The 24270-nt window shown below is 74.8% G+C and carries 14 protein-coding genes and 1 pseudogene; 11 read left to right on the top strand and 4 right to left on the bottom strand.

Annotated features, from left to right (window positions below):
* Window positions 1-522: 522 nt before the first annotated feature.
* On the bottom strand, window positions 523-990 hold the full coding sequence (gene mce / locus J2S43_RS29080; RefSeq protein WP_306834597.1) for a methylmalonyl-CoA epimerase: 468 nt from the start codon (window positions 988-990) through the stop codon (window positions 523-525).
* A 60-nt stretch (window positions 991-1050) separates the two neighbouring features.
* Here mce and J2S43_RS29075 point away from each other — a divergent pair, with 60 nt between their 5' ends.
* The 4 genes from J2S43_RS29075 to J2S43_RS29060 all read left to right on the top strand — a co-directional run bounded on the left by J2S43_RS29075 (window position 1051) and on the right by J2S43_RS29060 (window position 4724).
* Entirely contained in the window at window positions 1051-2229 is a 1179-nt protein-coding gene (locus J2S43_RS29075) for an acetyl-CoA C-acetyltransferase (protein WP_306834595.1), read from the top strand.
* A gap of 51 nt (window positions 2230-2280) precedes the next feature.
* Entirely contained in the window at window positions 2281-2457 is a 177-nt protein-coding gene (locus tag J2S43_RS29070; protein ID WP_306834593.1) for a hypothetical protein, read from the top strand.
* Window positions 2432-3397 (top strand): methylmalonyl Co-A mutase-associated GTPase MeaB, encoded by a 966-nt coding sequence (gene meaB, locus J2S43_RS29065; RefSeq protein WP_306834591.1) that lies wholly within the window; start codon window positions 2432-2434, stop codon window positions 3395-3397. Before J2S43_RS29070 ends, meaB begins: the two co-directional genes overlap by 26 nt.
* A gap of 637 nt (window positions 3398-4034) precedes the next feature.
* Window positions 4035-4724, top strand: coding sequence for a TetR/AcrR family transcriptional regulator (locus tag J2S43_RS29060; protein WP_306834589.1), 690 nt, complete (start codon window positions 4035-4037; stop codon window positions 4722-4724).
* Window positions 4725-4840: 116 nt separating this feature from the next.
* Here J2S43_RS29060 and J2S43_RS29055 read toward each other — a convergent pair whose 3' ends face one another.
* Together J2S43_RS29055 and J2S43_RS29050 are read right to left on the bottom strand one after the other, a co-directional pair.
* Window positions 4841-6184, bottom strand: coding sequence for a GH1 family beta-glucosidase (locus tag J2S43_RS29055; protein WP_306834587.1), 1344 nt, complete (start codon window positions 6182-6184; stop codon window positions 4841-4843).
* Window positions 6181-8175: an amidohydrolase family protein gene (locus tag J2S43_RS29050; RefSeq protein WP_306834585.1), complete on the bottom strand. Its 1995-nt coding sequence runs from the start codon at window positions 8173-8175 to the stop codon at window positions 6181-6183. Before J2S43_RS29050 ends, J2S43_RS29055 begins: the two co-directional genes overlap by 4 nt.
* Window positions 8176-8267: 92 nt before the next feature.
* On the opposite strand from J2S43_RS29050, the gene J2S43_RS29045 reads away from it, so the two are divergent.
* From J2S43_RS29045 to J2S43_RS29015, 7 genes and pseudogenes are all read left to right on the top strand, one after another.
* Window positions 8268-8933 carry an ABC transporter ATP-binding protein gene (locus J2S43_RS29045; RefSeq protein ID WP_306834584.1) on the top strand — a complete coding sequence of 222 codons (666 nt, stop codon included), beginning with the start codon at window positions 8268-8270 and terminating at the stop codon, window positions 8931-8933.
* Between the two features lie 10 nt (window positions 8934-8943).
* Complete coding sequence (gene icmA / locus J2S43_RS29040) at window positions 8944-10617, top strand: coenzyme B12-dependent isobutyryl-CoA mutase large subunit (protein ID WP_306834582.1); 1674 nt, start codon at window positions 8944-8946, stop codon at window positions 10615-10617.
* Window positions 10618-10756: 139 nt separating this feature from the next.
* Window positions 10757-13693, top strand: a complete 2937-nt coding sequence (locus J2S43_RS29035) for a hypothetical protein (RefSeq protein WP_306834580.1) — start codon at window positions 10757-10759, stop codon at window positions 13691-13693.
* The gene (locus J2S43_RS29030; protein WP_306834578.1) at window positions 13690-16659 is read left to right on the top strand and encodes an FtsX-like permease family protein; all 2970 of its coding nucleotides are present in this window, start codon (window positions 13690-13692) and stop codon (window positions 16657-16659) included. Before J2S43_RS29035 ends, J2S43_RS29030 begins: the two co-directional genes overlap by 4 nt.
* A 97-nt stretch (window positions 16660-16756) precedes the next feature.
* The gene (locus J2S43_RS29025) at window positions 16757-17611 is read left to right on the top strand and encodes an ABC transporter ATP-binding protein (RefSeq protein WP_306834577.1); all 855 of its coding nucleotides are present in this window, start codon (window positions 16757-16759) and stop codon (window positions 17609-17611) included.
* 52 nt (window positions 17612-17663) lie between these two features.
* Window positions 17664-18581, top strand: coding sequence for a tetratricopeptide repeat protein (locus tag J2S43_RS29020; RefSeq protein WP_306834575.1), 918 nt, complete (start codon window positions 17664-17666; stop codon window positions 18579-18581).
* 12 nt (window positions 18582-18593) lie between these two features.
* Window positions 18594-19484, top strand: a pseudogene (locus tag J2S43_RS29015) (arginase family protein); the annotation flags it as partial.
* Window positions 19485-22228: 2744 nt separating this feature from the next.
* Here the strand turns inward: J2S43_RS29015 and J2S43_RS29010 are convergent.
* The gene (locus J2S43_RS29010) at window positions 22229-24124 is read right to left on the bottom strand and encodes a penicillin-binding transpeptidase domain-containing protein (protein ID WP_306834573.1); all 1896 of its coding nucleotides are present in this window, start codon (window positions 24122-24124) and stop codon (window positions 22229-22231) included.
* Window positions 24125-24270 lie beyond the last annotated feature (146 nt).

The following is a 24270-nucleotide window of genomic DNA, read 5'->3' as shown; positions in this document are numbered from 1 at the left end:
GGTGGCTTGCGGCGCCCGGTGGCTTGCGGCGCCCGGTGGCTTGCGGCGCCCGGTGGCTTGCGGCGCCCGGTGGCTTGCGGCGCCCGGTGGCTTGCGGCGCCCGGTGGCTTGCGGCGCCCGGTGGCTTGCGGCGCCCGGTGGCTTGCGGCGCCCGGTGGCTTGCGGCGCGTGTGGTGGCTTGTGGTGTCTGGTGGCTTCTTTGCCGGCGACGTGGCGGGCCCAGGCACATCCTTCGTGGGGATTTGCCCAGCTGACGTCCGGTTGCTGAGCGTTGGCGCCGCAGTCTCGGCGCGCCGACCGATCGGGCGCCCTGCGCCGAGGTTTCGTCGCAGCGGTCGCGGCGCGGATCGCGGCGCGCACCCGGACGCGGGAGGCTCAGTGGGTGGGCTTCGTCGGGTGTGGGTGGGTGGGGCCGGCCGGGCGGCGTGGAGTTCGCCCGCGGCGTCTGGTGCGAGCGATGTGTGGGTTGCGTGCCTGGGCGGCGCTTGGGCCCTGGCTCGGCGAGGGGTGCGGGGGTGTGAGTCAGGGGGTGGGCGCGGGTTCGACGAGTTCGACGAGGACGCCGCCGGCGTCCTTGGGGTGGACGAAGTTGATGCGGGAGCCGGCGGTGCCGCGTTTCGGTTCCGGGTAGAGCAGGCGCAGGCCGCGGGCGCGGAGTGCGGCGCAGGCGGCGTCCACGTCGGCCACGGTGTAGGCGAGCTGCTGGATGCCGGGGCCGTTGCGGTCGAGGAACTTGGCGATGGTGGAGTCCGGCGTGAGCGGGGCCAGGAGCTGGAGTCGGCCGCCGTCGGGAGTGCGGCCGACGGAGAGCATCGCCTCGCGTACCCCCTGGTCGGTGTTGGTTTCCTGGTGAATGCAGTGCATGTCGAAGACGCGGGCGTAGAAGTCGACGGCGGCGTCGAGGTCCGCGACCGCGATGCCGACGTGGTCGATGCGGAGGATGCCGATGTCTCCCTGTGTGACGAATCCGGCATCGGGCTGTGAAGTCATGGGAGATAGTCTGACCCAAACAATCGTTAAGGTCAGCGTCGACCCACAGGGGCGGTAGCGATGGGATCGGTAATCGTCGGCGGAGCGCGGACCCCGATGGGGCGGCTGCTCGGCAACCTCAAGGACTTCCCGGCCACGAAGCTCGGCGGCGTGGCGATCCGGGCCGCGCTGGAGCGCGGGGGCGTCGACCCGGCCGCGGTTCAGTACGTGATCATGGGCCAGGTGCTGCAGGCCGGGGCGGGGCAGATCCCGGCGCGGCAGGCCGCGGTGGAGGCCGGGATCCCGATGTCGGTGCCGGCGCTGACGATCAACAAGGTGTGTCTCTCCGGTCTCGACGCGATCGCGCTCGCGGACCAGCTGATCCGGGCCGGTGAGTACGACATCGTGGTCGCCGGTGGCATGGAGTCGATGACCAACGCGCCGCACCTGCTGGTGGGGCAACGGCAGGGATACAAGTACGGCGACGTGGTGATCAGGGACCACATGGCGCTGGACGGGCTGACCGACGCGTGGGACTGCTGCTCGATGGGCGAGTCCACGGAGCGGCACGGCGCCCGGCACGGGATCACCCGCGAGGAGCAGGACGCGTTCGCGGCGGCCAGCCACCAGCGGGCCGCGGCGGCGCAGAAGAACGGGCACTTCGCGGAGGAGATCGCGCCGGTCTCGGTGCCGCAGCGCAGGGGCGACCCGATCGTGATCAGCGAGGACGAGGGGATCCGGCCGGACACCACGGCGGAGTCGCTGGCCCGGCTGCGGCCCGCGTTCGCGCCGGACGGGACGATCACGGCCGGCAGCGCGTCGCCGATCTCGGACGGCGCGGCCGCGGTCGTGGTGATGTCCAGGGCGAAGGCGGAGGAACTGGGCCTGAGCTGGATCGCGGAGATCGGCGCGCACGGTAACGTGGCCGGCCCGGACAACTCGCTGCACTCGCAGCCCTCGAACGCGATCAACGCGGCGCTCGCCAAGGAGGGGCTGACCGCGGCCGACCTGGACCTGGTGGAGATCAACGAGGCGTTCGCGCAGGTCGGCATCCAGTCAATCCGCGACCTCGGCATCCGCCCGGAGATCGTGAACGTCAACGGCGGCGCGATCGCGCTCGGCCACCCGATCGGCATGTCCGGCGCGCGCCTGGCGCTGACGCTCGCGCTGGAGCTGCGCCGTCGCGGCGGCGGCGTGGGCGCGGCCGCACTCTGCGGCGGCGGCGGCCAGGGCGACGCCCTGATCATCCGCGTGCCGTGACGGTTACGCGCCGTCCCGGCATCCCGGACGCCGGGATCAGCATTCGGCCGCGTGGTGCAGCGGGTGGGGCGCGGCCGGGTGGTGCTGCGGGTGGCGTGCGGCGGCGTGGTGCTGCGGGAGGAGTGGCGGCGTGGTGCTGCGGCTGGCGTCCGGGCCGGCTGGGGGCACGGCGTGCGGGCGCGATTCGTGGCAGGCTCGGCGGGTGAGTTCCCTGCGTCGCAGCCGTGACATTCCCCTGCTGGTCGAGCATGCCCGTGATGGTGATCCGCGTGCCGTCGCGCGGCTGATCACGCTGGTCGAGACCGGTGACGAGACGCTGCCGGAGATGGCCGTGGCGCTCGCCTCGTACGCCGGGCGCGCCCGGATCGTCGGCGTCACCGGCTCGCCCGGCGTCGGCAAGTCCACCACCACGAACGAGCTGGTCCGCGCGCTGCGTAAGCAGGGCCACCGGGTCGGGGTGCTGGCCGTCGACCCGTCCAGCCCGTTCAGCGGGGGCGCGATCCTCGGCGACCGCGTCCGCATGCAGGACCACGCCACCGATCCCGGCGTGTACATCCGTTCCATGTCGAACCGCGGTCACCTCGGCGGTCTCTCCGCCGCCACGCCGCAGGCCGTGCGCGTGCTGGAGGGCGCGGGCTGCGACGTGGTGCTGGTCGAGACGGTCGGCGTCGGCCAGGCCGAGGTCGAGGTGGCGTCGCTCGCGGACACCACGATGGTGCTGCTGGCGCCCGGCATGGGCGATGCGATCCAGGCGGTGAAGGCCGGCATCCTGGAGATCGCGGACGTGTTCGTGATCAACAAGGCGGACCGGGACGGCGCGGACGCCACCTACCGCGACATCCAGGGCATGATCGGCCTTGCCGACCGCGGACCCGGGGAGTGGCGCCCGCAGGTGGTCCGCGCGGTTGCGTCCCGCGCCGAGGGCATCGACGAGACGCTGGCGGCGCTGGACAAGCATCATGCCTGGCTGACCGCGCACGGCGAGCTGGACCGCCGCCGCGCGGCTCGCGCGGCCGCGGAGGTGGAGGCGATCGCGCTGGGCGCGGTGCGCGCCCGGCTGTCCGCGCTGCGCGGCGGCACCGCGCTGACGGACCTGGCGGCAGAGGTCGTGGCCGGTCGCCGTGATCCCTATTCGGCGGCGGCCTCCCTGCTCGAGTCGCTGTCCTGAGCCGTTCGACGCCAAGGCGTGAGCCGGTGCAGCGGCCGGAGGCGCTATCGACGCTTCGGTGTTGAGGCGAGGCCGGCGACCCGGGCGCTATTGAGGCCTTGTCCGGTGACTGGGCGACTAAATGCTGAAATATCGGGCGGGGGCGCTCGATCGGGGCCTGTAACAAAGCCGATGCTGAAGCGCATCGGGCGACGGGAAGCGGGCGGCGGGCAGCGGGCGGCGCGTGGCGGGTACCGGGCGGCGGGAAGCGCGTGGCGGGCGGCGCGTGGCGGGCGGCGCGCTGCGGGTAGCGGGAAGCGCGTGGCGGCAGCATGCGGCGGGTGGCGGGTGGCGGCAGCGGGAAGCGCGTGGCGGCAGCGGGCGGCGCGCGGCGGGTACCGGGCGGCGGGCAGCGGGCACCGGGTGGCGGGTGGCGGGAAGCGCGTGGCGGGCGGCGCGCTGCGGGAGGCGGGAAGTGGGAAGCGCGCGGCGGGAAGTGGGAGGTGGGTGTGCCTCCATGATCGAGGCGTCCCTCAGGTTGCTTGAACGACGTGGGACGCCTTGATCATGAGGGCTGGGGTGTCGCGGTGGTGGGGTGGGAATTGTCCGGATGGCGGCGCTCTGTGGGCTCGGTGGGGGCGGGTCGTAGGGTGGGAGCGTGCCGAGGCTGGTCGATCATGGGGAGCGGCGGGCGGAGCTGCTGGCGGCGGCCTGGCGGGTGGTTCGCGCGCGGGGTGTGGACGGCACCACGACCAGAGCGATCGCGGACGAGGCCGGCTGCTCGCTGAGTGTGCTGGCGCACTTTCTCGGGGGCAAGGACGACATCCTGGTGGCGGCGCAGGCCGCGATGTACGAGCGGATCGTGGCGCGCGCGTTCCGGCTCGGCGGCGATCTCGCGGGGCTGGCGGCGCTGCGGGCGGCGCTTGGGGCGGCGTTGCCGTTCGACGATGAGCGGGCGGCGGACGCGCACGTGAATGTGGCGTTCGCGGGGGCGGCGCTGTCCCATCCGCGGCTGGCGGCGTCGCGGCGCGAGTCGCATCTGGGCATCCGGGAACTGCTGCGGGTCTGCATGCGCGAGGCACGGGAGCGCGGCGAGCTTCGCGCCGGCGTGGCGGACGACGCGGTGATCGACGACTTCATCATCCTGGTCGAGGGCAGCGCGTTGCTCAGCCTGGTGGACGGCTGGGCGGAGGAGGGCCGGTCCGAGCGACTGACCCGGATCGCCGCCACGTTCGTCGACCGCCTGCGCGCCGCACCGCGCCAACCGGCCAATCGAGCCGGCCCGGGTGACGAGCCGCACCGCACCGCACCGCGCGGACCGGCCAATCGAGCCGGCCAGTCGAACTGACGAGGCTGACCAGTCGAACAGCCATTCTCGACTGACGGCACAGGCGGTCCGAACTGGTGATACAGCGAAAGCTGAGCCGTTGGACAGGGCCAACTGACTCACCGCGCGGTTGAGGCTCAGGTCGGAGGCTGGGCGGCGATCAGGGTGCGGAACCAGTGCCAGGACTCCTTTCGGGTCCGGTTCAGCGTGGCCGGGTCGACGTGGATGAGGCCGAAGCGTTCCCCGAAACCCGCGGCCCACTCGAAGTTGTCCAGCGCGGACCACACGTAGTAGCCGCGCACGTCGACGCCGGCCGCGAGCGCGTCCAGCACCGCGCGCAGGTGGGCGTCGAGGTACGCGATCCGCCGGCGGTCCGCGACCGGCTCGCGGAACGACGCGCCGTTCTCCGTCACCACCACCGGCGGCAGCGACGGATAACGCTCGCGCAGCGTGGTGAGGATCGTGGTCAGGCCGGCCGGCACGATCGCCCAGCCGAAGTCGGTGCGTTCCGCGGCCGGCACCGGCACCGGCGCGAACGGCATCCCGGCCGGGATGTCCACCTCCAGCACACCGCGGTAGTCCCGGCCCGCGCGCGGCGCCTCGACCCGGGTCGGCTCGTAGTAGTTGACGCCGTAGAAGTCGAGCGGCGCCGCGATGATCTCCAGGTCGCCGTCGTGCACGGGCAGCAGCGAGAGCAGCGACGGAGGATAGCCGCCGCGCAGGATCGGGTCGGCGAACAGCCAGTTCGTCAGCGTGGCGAAGACCGACGCGGCCTCGACGTCGGCCGGATCGCCGGATGCGGGTGAGACCGGGAAGTGCTGCGCGGCCACGCCGACCGTGGCCGCGCCGGCCGCGCGCAGCGCCGACACGGCCAGCCCGTGCGCGAGCAGTTGATGATGCGCGACCGGCAGCGCGCCGAACCCGAGCCCGCGGCCGGGCGCGTGCGAGTCCAGCGCGTACCCGTAGAGGGTCTGCACGCTCATCTCGTTCAGCGTGATCCAGTCGCGGACCCGGTCGCCGAGCCGGGCGGCCAGGATCGCGGCGAAGTCGGCGAGCGCGTACGCGGTGTCCCGGGACAGCCAGCCGCCCGCGTCCTCCAGCGCCTGCGGCAGGTCCCAGTGGTAGATCGTCGGGACCGGCCGGACGCCGTGCGACAGCAGCGTGTCGACGAGCCGGTCGTAGAAGTCCAGGCCGGGCTTGTTGACCGGGCCGGTGCCGGTGGGCAGCACGCGCGGCCAGGAGAACGAGAACCGGTAGTCGTGCGTGCCGGCCGCCGCGATGTGCGCGACGTCCTCCGCCCACCGGTGGTAGTGGTCGATCGCGACGCGGCCGTCCTCGCCGTGCCGGATCGTGCCGGGCCGCGCCGTGAACGTGTCCCAGATCGACGGCCCCTTGCCGTCCAGATCAAAGGCGCCTTCCACCTGGTACGCCGAGGTGGCCATGCCGAACCGGAAGCCCGGCGGGAGAAGGGGCACGGTCATCCGCGCGCCGCTTCCCACATCGACACGTACGCCTCGGCGCCGTTCATCAGCTGCGAGCGCAGCCGCGGGCCGTCCGGGCCGGCCTGGCGGATCAGGTCGGTGACCCAGTCCGCGTACAGCCCGTACTGCGGGACGCCGTCGGTGTTGAGGTCGAATGTGCGCGTGCCGAAGACCTGCCGGTCGACGGTGGTGCCGTTGACCGCGGTGAACGGGTACGGCTGCGGGCCGGCCGGCGGTGCGAGCTGCGGCGGCGGCAGCGGGCCGAGGCCGTTGACGTCGGAGCCCATCCCGTACCCGCTGATGGTGTGGCCCTGGGTGTTGGCCCGCCATTCGTCGAGGAACGGTGTCTCGCCGTCGCCCGCGTCCGTGGCCGCGTGTGCGTAGCCGGCGACGAAGCCGTCCAGCGCGATGATCCGGCCGACGATCGTGGGGTCGGACCAGGAGTGCACGGACACCACGCCCGGGTAGTCCGCGGCCTCGGCCAGGTCCAGCACGGCGGAGGCGGTCCGTACCCCCAGGTGGTCGATGTGGATGATCATCCCGCGCTCGATCATGCGCGTGACCAGGTATTCGCCCATCGGGGTCAGGGTGCGCGTGTTGCAGATCGGGCCGCTCGGGTAGACCGGGAGGATCGTGCCGGGCGGCAGGCCGAGTTCGCCGAGCCGGAGCAGCTCCGCCAGTTCGTCGCTGACCAGCGGCTGCTCGTTGTCGTGCGGGCCGGTGCAGGAGTCCGCGGTCCACCAGCGGCCGGTGCTGATCAGGTTGCCGATGTTGACGGCGACGCCGGTCGCGCCGGAGTCGAAGCGGGTGCCGCCGAACGCGTTGTCGAACTTGTGCACCGGGTAGAGCCCGCTGACGCCCATCGACTCGAGCTCGTCCAGCCCGGCGTCGACCGCGGCCGTGGTGCAGGTGACGTTGCAGCCGAACAGCTCCGAGCTCTCCACGCCGATGGTGACCGCGAGCTTGCCCTGCGCCGCGATCGTGCGAACCTCCGCGGGCGTGGCCGCGAGCCGGAACCAGCCCTGGCCCGGCCCGCCGCTCTGCGCGTCCACGTAGTCCTGCATGGAGCGGAGATATCGGTACTGCGCGCGGATCTGCTCGGTCTCGTCGCAGGACGTGTCGCGCGTCGGGTAGAGGCCGCAGATGATCCGGTTGGCGACCAGCAGCGTGTTGAGCACACGCTGGCCGGAGCGCCAGGACCGCTCGATGCCGCGGAAGTACGCCTGCTCGTGCAGCAGGCTGTTGGGCTGCGGCCAGTCGCCGAACGTGGGCCAGCCGTCCTCGCGCGAGTCGATCGGGTCGGTGCCCGCGATGATCGCCTCCAGCAGCGCGCCGATGCCGAGCGTGGCGTGCGACGGGCAGCCCTTCAGCGCGACCGCGGGACCGCCGGGTGCGAACGCGTCCGCGCAGTGCAGGTCGCCGCCGAAGGCCTCGGCCGCGGTGACGTGCGCGTGGCCGTCGATCCAGCCGTTGAGCGTGCCGTCCGCGTTCACGCCGGGTGCGGCGGTGCCGGTCACGCCGGTCGCGATGTCCTCCACGGCGACGCAGCCGGTGGACGGCGTGGCGGTGAGTGTGACGGGTGCGTCCGCGCCGCCGACGCGGCCGAGGAACGCGCCGAGGTGCTGGCCGGTCGCGGTCGAGGTGAGCTGATAGCGCCCGGCGCCGGTCGTGACGGCGGTCCAGTCGGCCCGGTCCCCATAGGTCCGGCCGGGAAGAACGAAACCGATCACGCTCTGGTACGGGTACGCGCCCGCGGCATCGCGAATCGTGTAGCGGCCGAGCGCGGTGGCGTCGAACCGGAACCGCTCCGCGGACGTGGCCGAGGCGGCGAACGCGTAACCCCCGTCGTTCTCGGTGATGTGTCCCTGCGCGGCCTGCAGCGTGACGCAGTCGTCGTCGAGGTCGTAGGCGGGCGTCGCGGCGGCGGCCCGGGCCGGCGCGGGAAGGGCCACGACGAGGAGCAGCGCGGCCACGGCGGCGGTCTTCTTCATGTGGCACCCTCCGTTTGGGAGATCAACTGATCCACCAAGGATCACCAGCATAGGGGCGGCGGTGGGCGTACGGAAGGGATAGGGTCCGGTCCATGTCGCTGCTGATCGTGGACGGTGTCACGCTGGGCTACGGCCGGGAGTCGGTGCTCCGGGACGTCACCGTGACCGCGGAGCCGGGCCGGATCCTGGCCGTCACCGGCCCGTCCGGCGCCGGCAAGACCACGCTGCTGCACGCGATGGCCGGGCTGCTGCGCCCGAGCGCCGGCGAGGTGCGCCTCGGCGACGAGCCGGTCCGCGACCGCGATCACGCGGTGACCCGGCGCGTGGTGTTGGTGCCGCAGGACAACGGGCTGGCCGCGATCCTCACCGCGGGGGAGAACCTGCAGGTCGCGCTGATGGCGAACGGTGTGGGCCCGTCCGAGGCGCGCGCGACCGCCGCGACCGCGCTGGCCTCGCTCGGCCTGGCCGAGCAGTCCGGGCAGCTGGTCGAGGAGCTCTCCGGCGGCCAGCAGCAGCGCACCGCGCTGGCCCGCGGCCTGGCGCTGGCCGGTGACGTGCTGCTGGCCGACGAGGTGACCAGCGAGCTGGACGCGGTGAACCGCGCGCGCGTGCTGGAGCTGCTGCGCGCGGAGGCGGACCGGGGTGCCGCGGTCGTGTTCGCCACGCACGACGCGGAGGCGGCCGCGTTCTGCGACGCGGAGCTGCACCTGCGGGATGGCAGTGCGGAACACTTAGCGATCGTTAAGGTTGCCCCCTAGACTGTGCGGCATGGATGCCGAGCAGATCGCCGCCGGTCGTGCCCGCTGGCAGGCCCGGTACGACGCCGCCCACAAGCGCGACGCGGACTTCAGCACGCTCTCCGGCGAGACGGTCGCGCCGCTCTACGGCCCGCCGGACGACGCCCCCCACCCCGGCTTCGAACGGATCGGCTGGCCCGGCGAGTTCCCGTACACGCGCGGGCTCCACCCGACCGGCTACCGCGGGCGGGCCTGGACGATCAGGCAGTTCTCCGGGTTCGGCAACGCGCGGCAGACCAACGAGCGGTACCGGATGCTGCTCGCGGCCGGCGGCGGTGGCCTCTCCGTGGCGTTCGACATGCCCACGCTGATGGGGTACGACTCGGACGACCCCGAGGCGCTCGGCGAGGTCGGGCACTGCGGCGTGGCGATCGACTCGGCCGCGGACATGGACGTGCTCTTCGACGGCATCGACCTGGGTGCGGTCACCACCAGCATGACCATCTCCGGGCCGGCCGTGCCGATCTTCTGTATGTATCTGGTGGCGGCCGAGCGGCAGGGCGCCGCGCTGTCGTCCCTGGACGGGACGCTGCAGACGGACATCTTCAAGGAGTACATCGCGCAGAAGGAGTGGCTGTTCGCGCCGGAGCCGCACCTGCGCCTGATCGGCGACCTGATGGAGTACTGCGCGGCGGAGATCCCGCGCTACAAGCCGCTGTCCGTCTCCGGCTACCACATCCGGGAGGCCGGCGCGACGGCCGCGCAGGAGCTGGCGTACACGCTGGCCGACGGTTTCGGCTATGTGGAACTGGGCCTGTCCCGGGGGCTGTCCGTGAACCGGTTCGCGCCCGGCCTGAGCTTCTTCTTCGACGCGCACGTGGACTTCTTCGAGGAGATCGCGAAGTTCCGGGCCGCGCGGCGGATCTGGGCGCGGTGGCTGCGCGACGTCTACGGCGCCACCGACGAGCGCGCGCTCCGGCTGCGCTTCCACACCCAGACCGCGGGCGTCTCGCTCACCGCGCAGCAGCCGGTCAACAACGTGGTGCGAACCGCGGTGGAGGCGCTCGCGGCAGTGCTCGGCGGCACCAACTCGCTGCACACGAACGCGCTGGACGAGACGCTCGCGCTGCCCACCGAGGAGTCCGCGGAGATCGCGCTGCGCACCCAGCAGGTGCTGATGGAGGAGACCGGCGTCGCGAACGTGGCGGATCCGCTCGGCGGCTCGTGGTACCTGGAGGCGCTCACCGACCGGATCGAGGAGGCGGCGGAGGAGATCTTCACGCGGATCCGGAACCTCGGGCCGGACGGCACCATCACGTCCGGGATCCTGCGCGGCATCGAGGACGGCTGGTTCACCTCGGAGATCGCGGAGTCGGCGTTCGCGTACCAGGCGGCGCTGGAGAAGGGCGAGAAGCGGATCGTCGGCGTGAACGTGCACACCGGCACGGTCGCGAAGGACCTTTCGATCCTGCGCGTCTCGCACGAGGTGGAGCTGGAACAGCGGCGGGTGCTGGCGGAGCGGCGGGCGGCCCGGGACGGCGCGGTGGTCCGGCGGAGCCTGGACGACCTGGCGGCGGCCTGCCGGACCGAGGCGAACCTGATCCCGCCGATGCTGGCCGCGGCCCGCGCGGAGGCCACGCTCGGCGAGATCTGCGGTGTGCTGCGCGAGGCGTGGGGCGTCTACCGGGAGCCGGCCCGCTTCTGAGACCCGGTGATCGAGGCGTCGTTCACGTCGCTGGAACGACGCGAACGACGTCTTGATCCTGGGATGTTCCGAGGTGCCCCCCACGGCGGATCGGGATCGCCTATCGTCGCTGTCACGTTCCGCGATCGGGGGGTGGCTCGTGCTGGGACTGCTGGCCGGCCTGATCCGCGGCCACCGTGCCCGGCTGATGATCTTCGCGCTGCTCGCCGGCCTCACGGTCGCGGCCGCGGCCGCCATCCCGGCCTGGACCGGCGCGGCCGCGTCCGGCACCACGGCGGCCGCGCTCGCCGACACCACGCCCGGTGCCCGCGCGGTGCGGCTCGGCGGCGTCATACTCGGCGATGCCGACCGGATCGCCGCCTCGTTCACCGTGGCGGCGGACCTGCTGCCGGCCGCCCGCTTCACGCGGTACGACTCGGTCGGCGCCACCGTCACCGGTGCCGGCCCGAACGGCCCGGAGTCGTTCCGGCTGAACCATGTGGACGGCGCCTGCACCCGGCTGGTCGTGGACGGCGCCTGCCCGGCCCGGCCGGACGAGATCGTGCTCGGGCCGCAGACCGCCGCGCGCTTCGGGGTGACCGCCGGCGACACCGTCGAGCTGGCGGGCGTGCCGGGTGCGACCGTGCCGCTCACCGTCACCGGCGTGTTCCGGCCGGCCGACGCCGACGACGAGTTCTGGACCGCGCGCACCGCGCCCGGGCTGGCCCTGGACCGCGGCGCGATGCTCGGCGACCGCGGCGGCTTCGAGCTGCTCGGCGCGCCGATCGTGGACATCACCCACGACTACGTGCTGCGCACCGACGTGCGGCTGGACGCCGCGGCCACCCGCGCCGACCTGGCCGCGCTCACCCCGCAGCGGACCGGCGACCTGATCCTCTCCTCCCGGTTGCCGGAGCTGCTCGCCTCGCTGCGTGGCAACGAGGACGCGCTGTTCCGCGGCGCCGCGATCACGGCCGCGCAGCTCGGGCTGATCGGCGGGTTCGTGCTGCTGCTGGCCGCGGCGCAGCTCGCCGCGGAACGCCGGGACGAGGCCGCGCTGGCCGCGCTGCGCGGCGCACCGGCCGGCACGCGCGTGCTGATCTCGGTCGCTCCCGGCCTGCTCACGCTGCCGATCGCGGCGCCGGCCGGGTTCCTCGCCGGGTGGGGCGCGACCGCGCTCGCGGCCCGCGCCGAGTTCGATGTCCCGACACCGGCCGGACCGTCGCTGATCTGGGCCGGCGCGGCCGCGCTCGGGTGCGTCGCCGTGGTGCTCGCGGCCGCGGCCGCGCACCGCCCGCGCGGCCCGGTGCTGGACGGGCTGCGGCGCACCCCGTCCCGGCTGCGGATCCGGCCGCTGGACGCGGTCACGCTGGTCGTCGTCGCGCTCGCGGCCGCGGCCTGGTTCGAGCGGGACAGCGCCGGTGCGGCCGGTGCCCAGGGCGTGGCACTGCTCGGCCCCGCGCTGTTCGCGCTGGGCGGCGGGCTGCTCGCGGCCCGCCTGGTCCCGCCGGTCGCGGCGCGCGTCGCGACCCATCGGCTACGGGCCGGCCGGCTCGCCGCCGGCCTGGCCGCGCTGCAACTGGCCCGGCGGCCCGGCGGGCACCGGGTCCTCGCGCTCTTCGCGATCGCGATCGCGCTGCTGGTCCAGGCCGTCACCGCGGCCGACCTCGGCGTGCGGGCCGCGGACGAGCGCGCCCGGTGGGAGGTCGGCGCGGACCGGGTGCTGGCCGTGCGCGCGCCCTCGCCGCAGGCGCTGCGGGACGCGGTGCACGCGGCCGACCCGGACGGCCGCTTCGCCATGCCGGTGCTGCGGACCCGGCAGGGCGGTGCCGCGCTGGTCGCGGTGGAGCCGGACCGGCTGCCGGCCGTCGCGGCCCGGCCGCGCGGGCTCGACGCGGACCGGTTCCGCGCGCTGGCCGGCCTGCTGCGGACGGACGCGAACCCGGCAGTGCTGATCGACGGCGCCGCGCTGGTGCTCGACGTGGAGGCGGACGAGCTGGTCACGGCCACCGACATCGCGGTGCACCTGGTCGACCCGGCCGGCAAGCCGGTCACGGTTCGCCTGCCGCTGCCGGAGGAGCCCGGCGCGGCCACGGTGCGCGCGCCGGTGGAGGGCTGCGCGGGCGGCTGCCGGCTGTCCCACTTCGGCTTCCTGCCCCGGCCGAACGGGCTGCGCCTGCGCGAGCTGCGCCAGGAAGGGCCGGCCCGGACCGTGCTCACCGGCGCGGATCTCGGCGCGCCCGGGCACTGGCGGCCCGGCTTCAACCTCGGCTCCGCGATGCTCACCATGCGGCAGGACGGCCCGTGGCTGGCCGCCTCGTTCAGCGGTGCCGGCCAGCGGGACGCGGTCGTCGACGTGCGGCTGCGGCGCTCGGACGTGCCGGTGCCGGTCCCGGTCGTGGTGGCCGCGCCGGAGGAGGGCGTGAACGCGGACGGCATCCGGCACGCCACCGGCTTCGACCTGAGCCCCTGGCCGGTCACCATGGCCGGCGGGCTGCCCTCGCTGCCGGGCCTCGGCCACAACGGCATGCTGATGGACTACGAGTACGCGTCCCGGCTGATCGAGGGCACCGACCTGAACACGGCGTACGAGGTGTGGCTGTCCCCGGACGCGCCGGCCGGCCTGCCGGGCGACCTGACCGCGGCCGGGCTGACCGTGGCGAATGAGACCTCGATCGCCGGGCGGGCCGCGCAGCTCGCCGCGGAGGGCCCCGGCCAGTCCACCCGGCTCTACCTGGTCGCGGCCGTCTTCGGCCTGGTGCTGGCGCTGGCCGGCGCGGTGCTGATCGTGACGGTGGAACGGCCGCGGCGGGCCGCCGACCTGATCGCGCTGCGCGCTCAGGGCCTCTCCGCGGCCGTGGTGCGCGCCCGCTGGGACCGGGTGGTGCTGGTGCTGTCCGGCGTCACGGCCGGCGTGCTGCTCGGCTGGCTCAGCTGGACCGTCTACCACGATCTGACACCGGTCTTCGCGGACGGGCGGGCACCCACCGTGCCACCGCTGCCGTTCTGGGCCGCCGCGGCCGTGCTGGTCGCGACCGCGGCCCTGCTGGCGGTCTCGGCCCGCACGGACGCCGGCGGATCGGCGGGCCGGTCGTGATCGCGCTCGTCCGCGCCGCGCTGCGCGCCCGGTGGCGGTCCGCGCTGGTGATGATGCTGCTCGCGGCCGCCGCCGCGACCGCCGCCGCCGCACCGCTGCTCTACGCCTCCGCCGCGGAGCGCGCGGCCGTGACGACCGAGGCCGGGGCCGCGACCTCGGCCGAGCGCCGGATCACGGCCGAGCGGCACGTCTCGCCGATCGTGCCCGACCGCAGCCGTCCCGACCAGGTGTACCCGCCGGAGCTGGCGCCCGACCTGCCGGCCGTGGCCGGCTTCGACACGATCGGCGGGCTGTGGATCGGCGGGCGGATCGCCGATCCCGCGGACGTGCCGCCGCCACCGGACGAGCTGCCGGACGGGATCGACGGCTCACTCGCGTGGCGCACCGGCGTCTGCGCGCACCTCACGATCACCGCCGGGCGCTGCGCCACCGGCTGGAACGAGGTCGTGGTCAGCGCGCGCGTCGCGGAACGGGCCGCGCTGCCGCTCGGCGCGACCGCGGTCCTCTACACCGGGGCGAAGTACCCGATCAGCCGGTTCACCGTGGTCGGCCTGTACACGCCGGCCGACCCGGCCGGGGACTACTGGGCCGGCCGGCCGTTCTTCGCCGGCTGGCAGGCCCGGCAGCCGATCGCGGACCCGATGTTCACCACCCGGGAGACCGTGCACCGCGTGCTCGCCGCCGACTACGTCGAGTCCGCCGACCTGATCGGCCGTCCGGAGGCGTTCCCGGACGCGGCGCGGACCGCACCGGCCGCGCTGAGCGGCTGGGCGCCCGGGCCCGACTGGGCGGTCCGCACCGAGCTGCCCGCGCTCGACGCCCGGATCACGGCCAGCGGCGTGCAGCTGCGCGACGGCCTGGCGCTGGCCGGGCTCCCGCTGGTGCTGCTCGCCTGGCTGGTGCTCTGGTTCGCGGTCTCGTTCGGCGTCGCGCTCCGGCGCACCGAGGCCGGCCTGTTCGCGCTGCGCGGCACCCCGGTCGCGTTGCGCTGGGCGCTGGTCGTGGCGGAGGCGGTGCTGCCGGTGCTGGCCGGCACGCCGATCGGCTACCTCGCGGCGTGGGCGATCGTCGCGTGGATGTCCGCCGCCACGCTGGACGGCGCGCCCGCGGTGCTGCCGAACACCGACTCCATGATCGCCGCGATCGCCGCGGTCGCCGGCGCGCTGCTGGTCGGCCTCGCCGCGCAGTGGCGGGCCGTGGTGGCGCCGGTCGCGGTGCTGCTGCGCTCCACCCCGGCCCGGCACCGGCAGGCCGCGGTCGGCACGGCCGAGCTGGTCGCGGGCGCGCTCGCGGCGGCCGCGGCCTACCAGGTCACCGTCGTGGACGAGCCGGCCGGCGGTCTCGAACTGCTGGTGCCGATGCTGATCGCGCTCACCGCCGGGCTGCTCGGCGCGCGGATCGCCGGGGTGCTGGCCGGTCGCGCGGCCGGCCGGGCGCTGCGCCGCGGCCGGCTGGTGCGCGGGCTCGCCGCGGCCGAGTTCGCGCGGCAACCGGCCCAGCTGCGCGTGGTGGCGCTCGCGGTCATCGTGTTCGCGCTGGTCTCGTTCTCGGTCACCGCGTCCGTGGTGGCGGCGGAGGGGCGGTCCGAACGGGCCCGCGCCGACATCGGCGCGGCCCGCGTGCTCACCGTCGCACCGCTCGGCGAGCAGGACCTGCTCCACGCGGTCCGGACCGCCGATCCCGGCGGCCGGTACGCGATGGCGGCCGCGCGCGTCACCCGCTCCGAACTGAACGCGCTCGCGGTCGACAGCACCCGGCTCACCGCGGTCGCGGACTGGGACCCGCGGTACGGCGCGGACGCGGCCACGGTCGCGTCCCTGATCCGGCCGCGTCCGCCCACCCCGCTGCGGGTCACCGGCGACACCCTGACCGTGCGCGCCACCGCGGTCGCACCGCCGGAGAACAGCCGGCTCTGGGTCACGCTGCTGCCGGTCACCGGCCCGATGGTGCGCGTGCAGGCCGGCACGCTGGCCGACGGCGAGCGGACGTACACGGCCGTGATCGCGGCCTGCACGTCCGGCTGCCGGCTCGGCGCCGTGGAGATGGAGACGCCGTACACGATCGAGTACGCGGTCGACCTGACCATCAGCGAGATCGCGGACGGGTCCGGGCCGATCGACGCCGGGCTGACCGACCCGGCCCGCTGGCGCACCACCTCCGGGTCCGTGCTGGACAGCCCGGAGCTGACCGTCGGCGCGAACGGCGCCCGCCTGTCCTACCGCGCGCGCGGCCGGCCGGACCTGCGGCTGGTCGCGGTAGCCACGCCGGTGCCGCTGCCCGTGGTCACCGGCGGCGAGCCGGCCGACGCGGTGCCGTCCGCCACCGGGCCGATGCCGGTCGGGCGCGCCGGGCGCCTCACGGCCGGGCCGGCCGGCGCGATCACGCTGGTCGACCTGGAGTACGCGGACATCGCCGCCTACGACGCGGCGCCGGCGATCGAACCGCAGGTGTGGCTGCGCGCGGACACCCCGGACGCGGTGATCGCGGCGCTGACCGAGAACGGCCTGTCCATCACGGGCGAGCGGTCGATCACGGAACGGACGACGGTGCTGGCCGGCCAGGGACCCGCGCTGGCGCTGCGGTTCCACCTGTTCACCGCGGCCGGCGCGGTGCTGCTCGGCGTGGGTGCGCTGATCGTGCTGGGCGCGGACCGGCCCCGGCGGGTCCGGCAGCTCCGGGCGCTGCGCGCGCAGGGGTTGCGGGCCGGCCCGGCGTGGCGCAGTCAGCTGGTCGCGCAGCTCGCGGTGGTGGCCGCTGGCGCGGTGCTCGGGCTGGCCGCGGGCGCGTTCTCCTGGTGGATGACGCGCGCCGCGATCACGTACTACGTGGACGGCTGGGCCCTGCTGCCGCCGCCGGGCCGGCCACGGGCCGGCGCTGTCCTCGGCCCGATCGCCGCGCTCGCGGTGTTGTCCCTGGTGGCGACCGGTTCGGCGATGTCCCTGCGACGAGCGGTGGAGGAGCGATGAGCAACGTCCGGGGGTACGGTGCGAATCGTCGATACCGGCCGCGCACCGGCCGCGTACCCGCTGATGGGTTTGATCTTCTGCTTCTCGGGGCGATCGGGTGAACGGCATCGCGGTGGTCTGCCGGCGGGTGGTGCACATCTACCGGGTCGAGGGCAACGACGTGGTCGCGCTCTCCGGCGTCGACCTGGACATCGCGCCCGGCAGCACGGTCGCGCTGGTCGGGCCGTCCGGCTCCGGCAAGTCCACGTTGATCGCGCTGCTCGGCGGCCTGATGCGGCCGTCCGCCGGTCGCGTCCAGGTCGGGCTGGTCGACCTCGGCAAGGCCGCCGACGCGGAGCTGGCCCGCATGCGCGGCACCGACATCGGCGTGGTGCTGCAGGGCGCCGCGCGCAACCTGCTGCCGCACGCCACGCTCGCCGCGAACATGTGGCTGGCCCAGCGGCGCGCGGCCAAGGTCAGGCCGGCCGACGTCGAGCCGTTCGAGCGGATCCTCGGCCTGGTCGGGCTGGGCGGCTTCGGCGAGGCCACGGTCGGCGAACTCCCGCCCGGTGCCCAGCAGCGCGCCGCGCTCGCGGTCGGCATGGCCGCCTCACCCGGACTGCTGCTGATGGACGAGCCCACGTCCCGGCTGGACCGGTCCGCGCGCGACGAGGTGCTGGACGCGCTGGAGACCGTCAACCGCGAGCGCGGCACCACGATCGTGGTGGTCACGCACGACCCCGACGTCGGCGCGCGGCTCGGCCGGGCGATCACCATCCGGGACGGGCGGGTCGGCGCGGAGGGCCGCGACGGGCAGGAGTTCGCGGTCGTCGCCGGCGACGGCACGGTGCAGCTGCCACCCGCGATGCTGGAGAGCTACCCGCCGGGCACGCTGCTCGCGGTGGAGAGCGTCGACGGGCAGGTCGTGATGGCCACCGCGGCGAGGGAACCTGTCGGGGACGGCACACCGTGATCGGCGTCCGGCCGGGGCGGCGGCGCGGCTTCGCGTGCGAGACTAGACAACCATGAGCGACCCACGGATCACCTCGTCGATCTTCACCCGCGGCGCGGTCGACCTCGGTGCGCTGCGGAGCACCCCGCAGCCGACCGCCGCGCCCGCGCCCGCGGCGCGCCCCGCCGCCTCCGCCGCGGCCCCCGCCTCGCCGTCCGGCGCCGGCACCGTCATCGACGTGACCGACGCCGACTTCCGGACCGAGGTGCTGGAGCGGTCCCTGACCACGCCGGTCATCCTCGACTTCTGGGCCGAGTGGTGCCAGCCCTGCAAGCAGCTGTCCCCGATCCTGGAGCGCCTCGCCGAGGAGGGCGCCGGCTCCTGGATCCTCGGCAAGGTCGACGTGGACGCCAACCCGGGCCTGGCCCAGGCGTTCCAGATCCAGAGCATCCCGATGGTCGCGGCCGTGGTCGGCGGCCAGCCCGTGCAGGGCTTCCAGGGCGCGCTGCCCGAGGCCCAGGTCCGGCAGTACATCGAGGCCGTGCTCAAGGCCGCCGGTGTGCAGGCACCCCAGCACGAGGACCCGCGGCTGGCCGAGGCCGACGACGCGATGATGGACGGCGACCTGGACGCGGCCGAGGCGGCGTACAAGAAGATTCTCAACGAGTCGCCGGCCGACGCGGCCGCCGAGTCCGGGCTCGCCCAGGTCTCGCTGTTCCGCCGGGTGCAGGGCGTCGACCCGGGCGCCACGCTCTCCGTCGCGGCCGGTGCGCCCGACGACGTCAGGTCCCAGCTGCTCGCGGCGGACGTCGAGGTGCTCAGCGGCAACGCGGCCGAGGCGTACGACCGGCTGATCAAGCTCATCCGCCGCGTCTACGGTGACGAGCGTGAGACGGTGCGCCGCCACCTGCTCTCGCTGTTCACCGTCGCCGGCCCGGACGACCCGGCCGTCGCGAGCGCCCGCCGCGCGCTGGCGAACGCGCTGTTCTAAGAGGCCGCCGCCATGCGCCGGATCGCCGTCCTCGACGCACCCTCCAACCTCGGTCTGCGCCCGCCGACCGAGACGTCGGTGCCGGGCTGCGCCAAGGCGCCGGGCGCGCTGCGGGACGCGGGGCTGCTCCACCGGCTCCGCGCCCGGGACGCCGGCTGCCTCACCCCGCCGCGGTACGACCCGGGCGACTGGCGGCCCGGCGACGGCGTCTGCCACGCGCCCGCGATCGGAGCCTACTCGGTGGCGCTCGCCGACCGGATCGGCACGATCATCGACAACGGCGAGTTCCCGGTCATCCTCGGCGGCGACTGCTCGGTCTCGCTCGGCTCCGCGCTCGCCATGCGGCGGCTCGGCCAGTCCGTCGGCGGCCACGTCGGCCTGGTCTTCGTGGACGGCCACTCCGACTTCCGGCACCCCGGCAACGCCTCCTACGTGGGCGCGGCCGCGGGCGAGGGCCTGGCGTTGATCACCGGGCGCGGGCAGGCCGACCTGACCGCGCTGGAGGGCCGCCGGCCGTACTACCGGGACGTCGACGTGGTCGTGGTCGGCATCCGGGCCAACGACGAGTACCGGCTCGACCTCCAGGCCGCCGGCATCGTGACGCGGCCGGTCCCGGCGCTGCGCGCGGAGGGGGCGCCGCGGTCCGCGCAGTGGGCGCTGGACCAGATCGCGGACTGCGCCGGCTTCTGGGTGCACATCGACGTGGACGTGCTCGACCCGGCCGTGATGCCGGCCGTGGACGCGCCGGAGCCGGGCGGGATCGCGTTCACCGAGCTCGAAGCCCTGCTGGAGCACCTCGTGGGTACGCCGCACTGCCTCGGCATGGAGATCACGGTCTTCGACCCGGACTACGACCCGGACGGCTCGTACGCGGCGGAGATAGTGGCCACGGTCGGCGCCGGCATCGATGCGGCCGGGCGGCTGCTGGCCGCGCCCCGGCCCCGGGGCGAGGGCTCGGCGGAGCCGTCCGGGCCGGTCGAGTCCGTGACGGCACCGTCCGCGGCGGCGACCGGCGACCGGGCGGGCATGGAAACCTACGAAGCGCTGGTGGCGCGCGGCACCGGCGGCTTCGTCGGCCTGGGCGCGCCCCGGGGCGACGACGAGCGGCCGGGCGACACCGACGGGTTCGGTCATCTGGGCGGTGATGCGCCGCCGGGTGGTGCCGACGGCATCGGCGGTGCCGACGGATCCGGCGGATCCGGCGGTTCCGGCGGGTTCGGCGGTGCGGACGGTTCCGGCGGTGTCCACGGTATCGACGGGATCGGCGGTTCCGGCGGTGCGCGCGGCTCAGGCGGTGCCGACCGGTTCGGCCGTGCTGACCGGTTCGGCGGTGCCGGCGGATTCGGTGGTGACGGCGGGATTCGCGATTCCGGTGACGCTGGGCCGGTGGTGGGTCCGGCGGCAGGTTCCGGTTCCGGTGCCGGTGATGCGATCGGGTCCGGCCCCGGTGCCGGCGATGCGATCGGGGCCGGTCCGGATGCGGCCGGTGACGTCGATCCGGTGGCGCGGCTGCGGTCGCGGCTGACCGAGGACGCCGGCCTGGCAGCCGGGTTCGGGTCGCTGAGCAGCGATGACGCGGTCCGGCCGCGGGACGCCGGCGGTGCCGGGACGGCCGGGTGGCCCGGCGACGACGCGGACGCGCCGGACGCGGCCGACGACGATGACGTGCCCGCGGTGCCGAACACGATAAGGGAGGCGCTGGCCCGTCGCGAGGCGCAGTCCCGCAAGTCCAGCCCCACCTCGATAGCCGAGGCCGCGGCGCTGGCCAAGGCCCGGTTCGCCGCGGCGGCCGCCGCGGCGGCCGTGAAGCCCGAGCCGGAGGACCCGGACCTGCCGCTCTCCGTCAGTGGACCGGCCGGCGGTGTCATCCCGGCCCCGCTCACCATCGCCGGGCAGCACGTGGACGCGTCCCGGCGGGCCGGCGGCCAGCGCCCCGGCAAGCCGGTCAAGCGCGCCGACGTCCCCGCGCGCCGCACCGGCTGGGACCTCGACGACCTGACCAGCCGCTCCGGTCTGCTCTCGCCGCGCCGTCCGTCCGCTCCCGGCGCCGCCGACCCGGACGCCCCGCGTCCCGGCGGCCTCCGCCGCCGCTCCCCGGCCGAGGACGTGCCAACGGTCGAGCCGGCCAGCAGCACCAGCCTCACCAACCCCGACGTGGTACGCCCGGGAGGCCTCCGCCGCCCGCCGAAACAGGGCGGCTCGCTGCGCCGCCCCGCCCCCGGCGACTCGGCCGGCGGCCCGGACGACTCGGGCGACTCCGAGGACCCCGCCCCGGCCGCGCCCCTGGCCGTGGGCAGCACTGCGTCCGCCGCGGGTGCCGTGCCGGATCCACGGTCGACGGATCCGGCCGCCGCGGCCGGTCCGGCGGCCGGCGACGTCCCGGCGCTCGGCCGCGACGCACCGGATGCCGGTGGCGCACCGACCGCGACCGGCATTTCGGGTATGGCCGAGGCGGTCGGCGCCCCCGACGAGACCATCCACCTCGGCACCGGGGCCGGGACAGGCGCTGAGGCGGCCACGGCGACCGAGGCGGCGGGTGTCCCGGAGTCAGGCGATGACACCGAGGCGTCCAGCGACGCTGAGGTGCGCGAGAGCGGTCTCGATGACGAGGCTGCGCTGGTCGAGGACGCCGATTCAGCAGTGGAGCCCGAGTCGCCGGCGGAAGCTGACTCGGGTGAGGAGCGGCACCCGTCGGCGCAAACCGATTCGGTTGCGGTCGCGGGGCTGCGGTCGCAGGTCGATTCGGGTGTGGAGGCTGAGTCGCCGGCGGAAGCTGATTCGGGTGAGGAGCCACGGCCGTCGGCGGATGCCGCGGACGCTGCCGCTTCTGGTCTGCCGACGGAGACCGAATCTCCCGTGAAGCCCGAGTCGCCGGCGGGAGATGCTTCCGGTGCGGAGCGGGAGCCGTCGGCGAACGCCGATTCGGCCGCCGCGGACGCCGGGCTGCCGGCGGAGGCCGGTGCGGCTGTGGAGGTTGAGCCGCTGGCGGAAGCGGATTCGGCTGCGGACGCCGGGCCGCCGGCGGAGGCCGGTGCGGCTGTGGAGGTTGAGCCGCTGGCGGAAGCGGATTCGGCTGCGGAGACCGGGCGGCCGGCGGAGGCCGACTCGGTTGCGGACCCTGAGCTGCCGGCGGAAGCGGATTCGGCCGTGAGATCTGGAACGTCGGCGGAAATCGATCCGGCGCAGGAGCGGCAGCCGCTGGCGGTAGCGGATTCGGCTGCGGAGACCGGGCGGCCGGCTGACGCCGATTCGGCCGTGGAGGTCGAGCCGTCGGCGGAAGCGGTGACGCCCGTGGAGAGCGGTGACGCCGAGCCGGTCGCGGAGAACGAGCCGTTGAGCGGCGGCTCCGGCGACTCCGGCGACTCCGGGGCGGCAGGGGCGCCGGTGGCGAACCGGCCCGACGGCACCTCGCCGCCCACGGTCCTGGGGCGCCTTCGACGTCTCATCGGTGCGAATCCCGCGCAGCCCGGCCCCATGCCGCCGGCTGGTCCCGGCCGGCTGCGCCGGGCGAGTCCGGATTCCGGCGACGCCGGCTGACGGGAGCCGGGCCGCGGGCCGGCCCGCTACGTCACCGGCCGTGCACGAGCGAGGCGTCATCCGAGTCGCCGGAACGACCCGGATGACGCCTCGCTGATCGTGCGGTGCGGCTACAGCGCGGAGAAGAAGGACTTGACCAGCGGGACGGCCGCGCCGCCGCCGGTGCCGCCCTCCTCGACGAAGACCGCCACCGCGATGTCGCCGCGCCAGCCCACGAACCAGCCGTGGGTCTTGTCCAGGTCGGAGTCGTCGAACTCCGCGGTGCCGGTCTTGCCGAACACCGGGTCGCCCTTCACGGACTTGAGATCCGCGCCCGTGCCGTCCGTGACCACCTCGCGCATCATCGCCTGCAGCGCGGTCACCGACGTCTCCTTGAGCGGCGCGGCCGGGGCCGGTGACCCGGCCGGGGCCGGGTCGATCACGAGCTTCGGCGCGACGAACGCGCCCCGGGCGACCGCGGCCGTGGCCGCGGCCATCGCGAGCGGGCTGACCACGGTCTTGCCCTGGCCGAACGCGGCCGCGGCCAGTTCCGCCGCGGGCGTGCCGGAGGAGACCTTGCCGGTGTACGCGTCCGCGCCCACGTCCCACGTCCCGCCGATGCCGAGCTGCGCGCCGGCCGCGGCGAGGCCCGGCGCGCCCAGCTTGGCCGACAGTGCCGCGAACGCGGTGTTGCAGGACCGGGCGAAGTCGGTGTGGAACGGGACCGTGCCGAGCGCCATGTCGTACGCGTTGTTGAAGGTCCGCCCGTCGACCGTGAACGTCTTCGGGCAGTCGACCGGGCTGTCCTTGCCGACGATGTTCGCGTCGAGCAGGCCGAGCGTGGAGACCATCTTGTACGTCGACCCGGGCGGCACCTGCGCGGTGAACGCGAGGTTCTCCGCCCCGCCGTTCGGCCCGTTCGCGACCGCCACGATCGACCCGTCCGAGATCTTGATGGCGACCAGCGCGGCCCGCTTCGTCTCCTTGTTCACCGCGTCGTCCGCGGCCGTCTGGATCTTCGGGTCCAGCGTCGTCCTGATCGGCTTCCCCGGGGCCGGTTCGGCGCGCCACAGCTCGGTGAACGTCGGCTCGCCCGCGGGGGCGGCCTGCGTGATCACCACGGCCTCGCCGGGCGTGCCGCGCAGCTGCTCGTCGTACCGTTCCTGTAGTCCGCCGTGCCCGATCTGGTCGCCGATCTCGAACGTGCCCGGCGCCGCGTCCATGTCCTCCTTGGTCACGTCGCCGACCGTGCCGAGCAGCGCGCGGGCGAAGACCCGGGTCGGTGCCAGGAACCGGGTCTCCTCGCGGGTCTGCAGTCCGGGGAGCTTCTCGATCTTCGACTTGACCTTGGCGTAGTCGGTGTCCCGGAGCGTGGCGACGACCACCTCGGCGTCCGGCTCGGCCGCCTCGACCTCGGCCTTGAGCCCGCTCAGGTCCACGCCGAACTGCTTCATCTCGGCGCCGAGCGTGGCCACGGTGGAATCGAGCGAGGTGGCGAGCTTCGGGTGCAGTCCGACCACGACGACCTTGCGGTCGCTGAAGATCGAGGTGCCGGCCGCGTCCAGGATCGCGGCGCGGGTGCCGGCGATCCGTTGCACGCGCAGCTCGTCGCCCTCCTTGAGCTGCGGGTGGACGACCGCGGGCTCCCAGACCACGCGCCACGCGTCATCGCCCTTGCTGAGCCGGACCGGCGTCTGGTACTCCCAGCGGCGCCCGCCGGGCAGCGTCCAGGAGACCTTCACGTCGCCGGTGGCCAGCGTCTTGTCCTCGGCCGGTTCGGGCGCGGACAGCTCCGGCGGCGTCTCCTTCAGCTGGCCGGACAGCGCCTGGATCGCGGCGGTCACGTCCGCCGCGCTCATCGTCTGCCCGGCCGCGGAGACGACGCCGACGCCGTCCATGTTGCCGGAGCGCCAGCCGGCCAGGAACGCGTTCAACATCTCGCCGGGACCGTCCGAGCCGGAGCACGCGGTGAGCGACGTGCTCGCGAGGAGCAGGGCCGTCACGGCGGTCGTGCGGAGCCTGAGCATGGATTACCTTCCGACAGGCCGGAATCGATGCCCGCAACGGTAGTGGAGATCGGTTTACAAGTGGTGGACGTCCGGAACCACCCAAACGGTGGGAAAGAACGTCCCACCGTACCCGCGAAGGGGTTTGAAGGTTTTGACCAGCGGAA

The organism is Catenuloplanes nepalensis (assembly GCF_030811575.1).
GTDB lineage: Bacteria > Actinomycetota > Actinomycetes > Mycobacteriales > Micromonosporaceae > Catenuloplanes > Catenuloplanes nepalensis.
This window is presented reverse-complemented; position numbering and strand designations above follow the sequence as displayed.